Source organism: Cetobacterium sp. ZWU0022, assembly GCF_000800875.1.
Lineage (GTDB): Bacteria > Fusobacteriota > Fusobacteriia > Fusobacteriales > Fusobacteriaceae > Cetobacterium_A.
Genome location: NZ_JRJZ01000011.1, coordinates 1 through 7,830, shown reverse-complemented (window position 1 = coordinate 7,830; position 7,830 = coordinate 1). Strand labels below are relative to the sequence as shown.

Annotated in this window: 8 protein-coding genes and 2 tRNA genes; 1 reads left to right on the top strand and 9 read right to left on the bottom strand. The window is 31.5% G+C overall.

Going from position 1 to position 7,830, the window contains the following annotated elements; all coding sequences use genetic code 11:
- Positions 1–141: 141 nt before the first annotated feature.
- The 7 genes from L988_RS00340 to L988_RS00310 form a co-directional block, all read right to left on the bottom strand.
- Positions 142–633 carry a hypothetical protein gene (locus tag L988_RS00340; protein WP_047380419.1) on the bottom strand — a complete coding sequence of 164 codons (492 nt, stop codon included), beginning with the start codon at positions 631–633 and terminating at the stop codon, positions 142–144.
- Between the two features lie 88 nt (positions 634–721).
- Positions 722–1,822 (bottom strand): hypothetical protein, encoded by a 1,101-nt coding sequence (locus L988_RS00335; protein WP_047380417.1) that lies wholly within the window; start codon positions 1,820–1,822, stop codon positions 722–724.
- A gap of 410 nt (positions 1,823–2,232) precedes the next feature.
- The gene (rpsI, locus tag L988_RS00330) at positions 2,233–2,622 is read right to left on the bottom strand and encodes a 30S ribosomal protein S9 (RefSeq protein WP_052191602.1); all 390 of its coding nucleotides are present in this window, start codon (positions 2,620–2,622) and stop codon (positions 2,233–2,235) included.
- Between the two features lie 25 nt (positions 2,623–2,647).
- Positions 2,648–3,082 (bottom strand): 50S ribosomal protein L13, encoded by a 435-nt coding sequence (rplM, locus tag L988_RS00325; protein ID WP_047380412.1) that lies wholly within the window; start codon positions 3,080–3,082, stop codon positions 2,648–2,650.
- A gap of 116 nt (positions 3,083–3,198) precedes the next feature.
- Positions 3,199–3,810: an acetate uptake transporter family protein gene (locus L988_RS00320; RefSeq protein WP_047380410.1), complete on the bottom strand. Its 612-nt coding sequence runs from the start codon at positions 3,808–3,810 to the stop codon at positions 3,199–3,201.
- A gap of 97 nt (positions 3,811–3,907) precedes the next feature.
- Positions 3,908–4,855: an ROK family protein gene (locus L988_RS00315; RefSeq protein ID WP_047380408.1), complete on the bottom strand. Its 948-nt coding sequence runs from the start codon at positions 4,853–4,855 to the stop codon at positions 3,908–3,910.
- Positions 4,856–4,867: 12 nt separating this feature from the next.
- Positions 4,868–6,355: a carboxypeptidase M32 gene (locus L988_RS00310; RefSeq protein WP_047380406.1), complete on the bottom strand. Its 1,488-nt coding sequence runs from the start codon at positions 6,353–6,355 to the stop codon at positions 4,868–4,870.
- 139 nt (positions 6,356–6,494) lie between these two features.
- On the opposite strand from L988_RS00310, the gene trpS reads away from it, so the two are divergent.
- The gene (gene trpS, locus L988_RS00305) at positions 6,495–7,478 is read left to right on the top strand and encodes a tryptophan--tRNA ligase (protein ID WP_047380404.1); all 984 of its coding nucleotides are present in this window, start codon (positions 6,495–6,497) and stop codon (positions 7,476–7,478) included.
- A gap of 63 nt (positions 7,479–7,541) precedes the next feature.
- Here the strand turns inward: trpS and L988_RS00300 are convergent.
- A tRNA-Arg gene (locus tag L988_RS00300) sits at positions 7,542–7,618 on the bottom strand.
- Between the two features lie 54 nt (positions 7,619–7,672).
- Positions 7,673–7,764 (bottom strand) — tRNA-Ser (locus L988_RS00295).
- Between the last annotated feature and the right edge of the window lie 66 nt (positions 7,765–7,830).

Below are 7,830 nucleotides of genomic sequence, written 5' to 3'. Positions count from 1 at the left end.
TGGCATTTTGTTATTTTCATAACTTCTGACTATTTTCTCTATTCGGTTGTTAATGTCCTTATCACTTTTTCTTCGTTTGCGGTATTTCCCGCTCACAAGAAATATAGTACCATAATTTTTAAACTTCGTCAATAACTTTTTTTATTTTTTTATGAAATTATAAAATTTTATTAATTCTTCGCTATACTTAACTCTTTCAGAATAGTTATCCGGATATTTATTTGTTGCTTCTTTTTCTATATAACCTCTTATCTCTGATGGCAACTCACTCTTTTTAATTAGTTCTTTATATTCTTCTTTTTTTTCTTCATTTATTTTTTTTGCTTCTACTATTTTCTTTTCATTTTTCGATAATTCTTTTACGCTATAATAAAAATTTTTATAAATGATTTCATAATCAGCTCCGTATCTTTTTTCCAATCTTTTAACTTCGGTATCAATTTTCTCTTCTGATAATCCCTCTTTTTTTCCTAAAGACAATATTCTATTGTAAGCTCTTTCTTGATCTCTAATGTACAAATTGGCATTATCTCTTGTAAAAGAATTTTTCTCGATATTACTATTAACCCTTCTAGGAATGTTAGCTAAACATAATGTAGATATAAAAAATATAAGTAGAATTTTTTTCTTCATAATTAACCTCCTTAAATTATAAAAAAATTTCCTTGCAATTTTTTTGCAAGGAAATTATATTTAAAATAATTTTCTAATTCTAATATTATTAGAATGTTACGTTAACACCTGCAAAAGCAAATGGTTGCCATCTCCAATCTTTAGCTTCAGATTCGTTTACAGTATCCCAGTTTCTATACTCTGCTCCTAATCCTGCTTTTAATTTTACAGATGGTGTAAATTGGTGAGTTGCTGTTACATCTAAAACTAATTGTGCTTCGTAAGTATTTTTCTCTGTTGTTGATGCTGATATTGCTGGAGTTGTTGCTACAACTTTTCCATCAGAATCTACTGTTTCTGTTGCTTTCTTAGCTGATGAATATCTGCTGTATTGTCTAAATTTATACGGATCTAATCCTGCCACCATATTGAAGTCTACGTTATTCGTTTCTGATGCATATAATCCAAATGATCTATATACATATAACTCCCAAGTTACATCAAATGATTTTTTAGTTGTTGAAGTTGCAGATGTTTTTACATCTTCATTATAGAAGTTTTGATCTAAGTATAAAGTTCCATCCCAAGTAAATCCTAGAGGTAAGTTACCTGCATATTCAATATCTAATCCAACTGCATTTGTATAAGCTCCACCATTATCAGCTGCCATTGAGTGGTATACTTTTGGACCTAAAACAACTTTAGATAATAATCCACCTTTATTTTCATAAGCATTAACTCTTAGCATATACTCAAAGTTTTGTGAATTATCTTCCTCATGTCTGTATTGAACTCTAGAAGTTAGTACATCACTATGCTTATAGAAATATCTTAATCTTGTCTCTGTATCATAATCTTTTCCAGATTTGTTTGCTCCAGTTTCCAAGTTACTATAATCTCTTACTCTTCCTTCAAATCTAGAATTTTCAGTCATTTGAATTCCAAATGTTGTTTGAAGTCTAGCTCTATCATTTCCATTTTTATTCCAAGTATCTTTGTCTCCGTGCCCTTCTGTTTTTCCGTAAGCTTTATACTCTAATCCTACGTATCCAGTTGGTCTGAAAGCTTCCTCAGTTACAACCTCAACTACAGGCTCAGCTACAACTACAACCTCTTTTGATACTTCTACTGGTGCTACTACAGCCTCTTTCGCAGATGCAGTTGCTCCAACTACTAATAAAGAACCTAATAAAAGTGCTAACTTTTTCATATAAATTCCCTCCAGTTAATTTTTTTTTAGAAATCCCCGTTTTGAATTTCTCCCGTTACCTAAGTTTATACAATATTTTAATCTATTTGTAAACATTTTTTTATTTTTTTCAAACTTTTTACAACTTTTTTACGTCTAGATTTTTCAATTTTTTTTATTTATCTTCATCTTTTTTTCATATATATCAAACTTTTTCATGATTATGTATAGTATAGCATCACTGAACATTTAGTCATCGCTTTTTCTGCATATATTTTTTTTATTTTTAAATTTATTATATATATCTATAAACTTTCTAATTTTTTTTAAAATCAATATTTTCAGATTCTATTTTTTATTTTTATTCTTAAAAAATTATAAAAAAAAGCAGATACATAAATGTATCTGCAAAACTTCTTGAATAAAAACAATTATCTCTTTGAGAATTGTGGAGATCTTCTTGCTTTTCTCTTTCCGTATTTCTTTCTTTCTACCATTCTTGAGTCTCTTGTTAAGAATCCAGCTGCTTTTAAAGCTCCTCTTAAAGTCTCATCAGCTTCAACTAAAGCTCTTGATAATCCGTGTCTGATAGCTCCTGCTTGTCCAGCGTTTCCTCCACCGATTACGTTTACTTTAACTTCGAACTTATCTAAAGTCTCAGTTAAGTTTAATGGTTGCTCAACGATTTTAGAAAGTAACTCTCTTCCACCGAAGTACTCTGCCATAGTTTTTCCGTTTATTTCGATTCCTTTTCCACCAGGGATAAGTCTTACTCTTGCTACTGAAGTTTTTCTTCTTCCAGTTCCTCTATATTGAATCATTTCTGCCACTGTCAATCCCTCCTAATTAAAATTCTACCTTTACTGGTTTTTGTGCAGTATGAGCGTGCTCAGCTCCAACAAATATTCTTAATCTTGTTAACTGCTCTCTTCCTAATCTGTTCTTTGGAAGCATTCTCTTAACAGCTAGCATTAAAGCTTCTTTAGGATTCTTAGCAAGAATCTCTTCTAATCTTCTTTCTTTTAATCCACCAGGGAATCCTGAGTGACTGTAGTATACTTTATCTGTTAATTTCTTTCCAGTTACAGCAATCTTCTCGATGTTTGTAACGATTACGAAGTCTCCTCCATCAATGTGTGGAGTGTAAGAAACTTTATCTTTACCCATTAATTTTTTAGCTATCTCAGCAGCTAATCTTCCTAAAATTTTTCCTTCTGCGTCGTATTGAACGAATTCTCTAACAACGTCTTCTTTTCTTTGCATTGCAGTGTATTTTTTCACGTTTTTTTTCCTCCTCGAAAATAGTTATATTTATTTTAATATAACGAACGGCGTTCCTTTGTGGGAAAGGATTTATTATACCTATCTATTATATCCACTTTTTCTTATTTTGTCAATTACTTTTTGAAGATTCCTAAAGGTTTTCCTAGAGGTAAAAACTCTCTTCCAAAAGTTTTATTTAATACGTTTGCAGCTGATCCGTAGAATGACATTAAAGCTATTAATAATTCAGCTACTGATGCTAAAGTGTGCATTGCATGAGGAGCAATTCCAAATGCTGATCCTGCTAATCCTATAAATAGGAAATCGATTAATATAAATATTATTAATAAAGTTTTGTTTGTTTCAACTGATCCAATTGTCATGTATAATGTAAATATTAAATATCCTAAAAATACAAATCCAAAAGCCTTAGGGTCTGCAGCAGCTTTCATAGCCTCTCCAAATACTCCAAGTTGTATCATCCAGCTCATTGCCATACCAAACCAGAAGAATGCATATCCTCCAAATGCTGTAGTTCCAAATACATTTCCATGTTTAATATCATTTAAACAAGCGATTAACTGAACAAAAGCTCCTAAGAATATTGCCCAAGGGATTACTAATGATACTCCACTTACAATTCCAAACTTATTTGCTGATGCTACTAACGTAACAATTGCAAGACCTAATAGTCCTAATGCTGAAGGGTCTGCTACTTCAATTTTTACATGATTGTTTTGATTCATTTTCTTTTTTTAGCTCCTTAATTAATTTTTTTTCGCAAGGAGTATTTTAACCTTTTAATAAAGCTTTGTCAACAAATACTTAACTTATATTTATTTTTTAAATTGTTAGGGCTGAAGCTCCTTTTATTCCTGCATCATTTCCTAATTCTCCCAATTTAATTTTTAAATTTTCAACAGTTATCGCAAGTGCGTAATTAGGTAGTTTTTCTTTTACTTTATCCAATAATATGTCTCCAGCTAAAGCTACTCCACCAGATAAAATTATGACATCTGGGTTTATAATATTCAAAACATTTCCAATTCCCATAGCTAAATACTCTGCCACATAATCAACTATTGCAAGTGCAAATTGATCTCCTTTTTTAGCTTCATCAAACACATGTTTAGCTTCTAATTTATTTAAATCACCATCAATAGCTTTGTAAACTCCATTTGTTTTATTTATTTGCAATCTAGACAAAGTTTCTCTTATCACACCTGTTGCAGAAGCGTAAGTTTCAAAGCACCCTTTTTGACCACATCCACAAAGCTTACCATCTTTCTCTAACTTCATATGCCCAATCTCTCCACCGGCACCTGTCGCTCCAGAAATAAGCTTACCATCTACAAATATCCCACCACCAACTCCAGTTCCAAGAGCTATTGTTACACTTTTAGAATATCCTTTTCCTGCACCGTACAATGTTTCACCAAGAGCTATTACATTTACATCATTATCAAGTCTTGTTTTTATTCCTGAAATATCTTCCATTTTTTCACTTATGTTAAGATTTTTCTCCCAAGGAAAATTAGCAAAAAAAGCAACTTTTTTTTGATCAATAACAGGCCCCGGTATTCCCATACCAATTCCTTTTATCAAATCTCTACTTATATCTAATTCTTCAGCCATCTCTAAAACAGTTTCCCAAATTTTGTTAAGTGTGTAATCAACACCCTCTATTGAATCTGTTTTTATGCTACAACTTTTTAGAATGTCACCCTCTGCATTCAATAGTCCTATTTTACTATTTGTCCCTCCGATATCTACCCCTACAAAATAATTCATTCAATCTCCCTCCTAGTCATAAATCTTTCTATATTTTTCTTTTAAATACTCTATATAATAATCTGGATTTAATTCCTCTCCAGTTATTGAAACCATCAACTCTTTTGGAGTTTTTAATTTTCCATATCTATGAATTTTCTCTTCCAACCATCTTTTTATCTCTTTAAGTTCGCCCCTCTCTAAAGCTCCCTCTATATTAATCTCTTTTTTCATAGCTCTTAAAATTTGAATAGAATAAACATTCCCCAAGGCGTAAGATGGAAAATACCCTATAAGTCCACAAGACCAATGTACATCCTGAAGAATTCCTTCAGAATCATTCTTAGGAATCACTCCTAAATATTCTTTCATTTTCTCATTCCATATCTTTGGCAAATCTTTAATCAAATACTCTCCTGATAAAACTCCTTTTTCTATCTCATACCTTATCATTATATGAAGTGAATATGTCAACTCATCCGCTTCTACTCTTATTAATGATGGTGACACCTCATTTACACCTTTGTATATCTCATCTAAAGTTAAGTTTTCTAACATACCATACTTAGATTTACTTTTATTTAAAATACCATACCAGAACTCTCTACTTCTACCAATCACATTTTCATAAAATCTTGATTGTGATTCATGAATACCCATCGAAGCTCCATCTGCCAACAATGTATCCTTAATATCATCGGCTATATTTTGCTCATATATCCCATGTCCACCTTCATGAATAGTGCTATAAATACTCGAAAAAGGTAACTCTTCAAAATATCTCGTTGTCAATCTTACATCATTTTTATCAACTGTTAAAGTAAAAGGATGGGCACTTTCTGACAATACACCTCTATCTAAATCAAAACCAATATACTTTAAAATCTCCTTTGAAAACTTCTTTTGTTCTATTTTTCCAACTTTAAAATTTAATTTATCTGAAAAATTTCGATCTTTTTCTTTTATCTCTTTTAAAAGAGGAACAATCTCTTTTTTCAACTCTTTAAAAAATACATCTAATTTTTTTGCATCCATTCCCTTTTCATAATCATTTAAAATAGTTGAATAGACATCACCCTTTTCACCTCTGTATTCAATGAACTTTTTATTATAATTAAAAATCTGTTCTAACACAGGTGCGAAACTTTCAAAATCATTTTTTTCACGAGCAATCTCCCAAATCCCTTGAGCTTTAGCTGTAAGCTCCGAGTAGGCTTTATATTCTTCTGGAGGTATTACTTTTATTTTAGAAATCTCTTCCTCTAACAGCTCTATCTCTTTTTTAATCACTTCATCTAATTTATCTTCACCCTTTTTTAGCTTTTGGATAATTTTTAAAAATTTTTCTGATGTAGTTAAATTATAACTTTTTAAACTTAATTCTCCTATCATTTCAGAGAGTAATTTATAACCACCTCTTGGTGTTTGTGTCTCCAAATCCCACTGAAGTAATGCAAGCATTGAATCAATCATTCTCTTCTCTTTTATCATTTCTCTGAAACTACATATATTTTTTTCCATAATTCACCTCACCATCTTTTTTTTAATTATATTTAATTTTTCGTAGTTTAACAAGATTTTTCCTGCTGTTATTGATAATTTTATAAAAATAATGTAAACTTAAAAGTATAAAAATATATTAAAATTTAAAGGAGTGCTTATGAAAAGAAGTATATCTGGTATCCAACCAAGTGGAATTTTACACTTAGGTAATTATTTTGGTGCCATGAAACAATTTATAGAAAACCAAGAAAAATTTGAAGGGTTTTATTTTATAGCCGATTACCATTCACTAACATCTCTTACTGACCCAAAATCTTTAAGAGAAAATTCTTACAACATTGTATTAGATTATTTAGCTCTAGGACTTGATCCTGAAAAATCAACGATTTTCTTACAATCAGATGTTCCTGAGCATGTTGAATTGATGTGGTTATTATCTAATATCACTCCTGTTGGACTTTTAGAAAGAGGTCACTCTTACAAAGATAAAGTAGCGAAAGGATTCACTCCAAATACAGGACTTTTAACTTATCCTGTTCTTATGGCTTCAGATATTTTACTATATGATGCTGATGTTGTTCCTGTTGGTAAAGATCAAAAACAACATTTAGAAATGGCTAGAGATATAGCTATAAAATTCAATCAACAATATGAGGTTGAACTATTTAAACTTCCTGAACCACAGATTTTAGAAAGTTTAGCTGTTATTCCTGGAACTGACGGACAGAAAATGAGCAAATCTTATGGTAATACAATTAACATGTTTGCTTCTAAAAAAGAACTTAAAAAGCAAGTTATGAGTATTGTTACTGATTCTACACCTTTAGAAGAGCCTAAAAATCCAGATAACAACATTGTTAAACTTTATGAATTATTCGCTACAAAAGAGCAAGTCGAAGAGATGAAAGCTAAGTTTGTAGCTGGAAACTACGGTTATGGTCATGCTAAAACTGAACTTTTAAATGCTATTCTTGAGTACTTTAAAGAGGCTAGAGAGAAAAGAGAAGAGTTAGCTAATAATATGGAATATGTAGAAGAAGTATTAGCTAAAGGCGCTACTAAAGCTAGAGCTATTGCCAGAGAAAAACTTACTGCTGCTAAAATTGCTGTTGGATTAGCTGGAAACGCTTATAGAAAATAGATATATAATAATAGTAGAAAAACAAAAAAGACAGCTTTTGCTGTCTTTTAATTTTACTTTTTATGGCGCACCCGAGAGGAATCGAACCCCTAACCCCCTGATCCGTAGTCAGGTGCTCTATCCAATTGAGCCACGGATGCACATTTTAGTTATAAAAAAAAGGTAGTTACTCTACCTTCAAATTATCTTTATAATGGCGGTGAAGGTGAGATTTGAACTCACGGTACGGGATTAACCGTACTCTCCCTTAGCAGGGGAGTGCATTAGGCCACTCTGCCACTTCACCATCCTTTATGGCGGAAGGTCAGAGACTCGAACTCTGAAGTCTTGCGACGCCGGTTTTCAAGACCGG